The sequence below is a fragment of the Psychrobacillus antarcticus genome (assembly GCF_029533155.1).
GTDB classification, from domain to species: Bacteria; Bacillota; Bacilli; order Bacillales_A; family Planococcaceae; genus Psychrobacillus; species Psychrobacillus antarcticus.
This window is the reverse complement of the sequence record NZ_JAIZDB010000087.1, coordinates 1-348: the sequence shown is the minus strand read 5'-3', so window position 1 is coordinate 348 and position 348 is coordinate 1. Positions and strand designations below refer to the sequence as shown.

At 50.6% G+C, this 348-nt stretch carries 1 rRNA gene; it reads right to left on the bottom strand.

The window, feature by feature from the left end:
- Positions 1-348, bottom strand: a 23S ribosomal RNA gene (locus LDK52_RS20210); the annotation flags it as partial.

The window sequence follows — 348 nt, the reverse complement described above, 5'->3', positions numbered from 1 at the left end:
CGAAGTTACGGGGTCATTTTGCCGAGTTCCTTAACGAGAGTTCTCTCGCTCACCTTAGGATTCTCTCCTCGACTACCTGTGTCGGTTTGCGGTACGGGCACCTTTCACCTCGCTAGAGGCTTTTCTTGGCAGTGTGAAATCAGGAACTCCGGACATACGTCCTCGCCATCACAGCTCAATGTTATAGAATGCGGATTTGCCTACATTCACACCTTACTGCTTGGACATGCATAACCAACAGCATGCTTACCCTATCCTTCTGCGTCCCCCCATTACTCAAACGGTGGTTTGGTGGTACAGGAATATCAACCTGTTATCCATCGCCTACGCCTATCGGCCTCGGCTTAG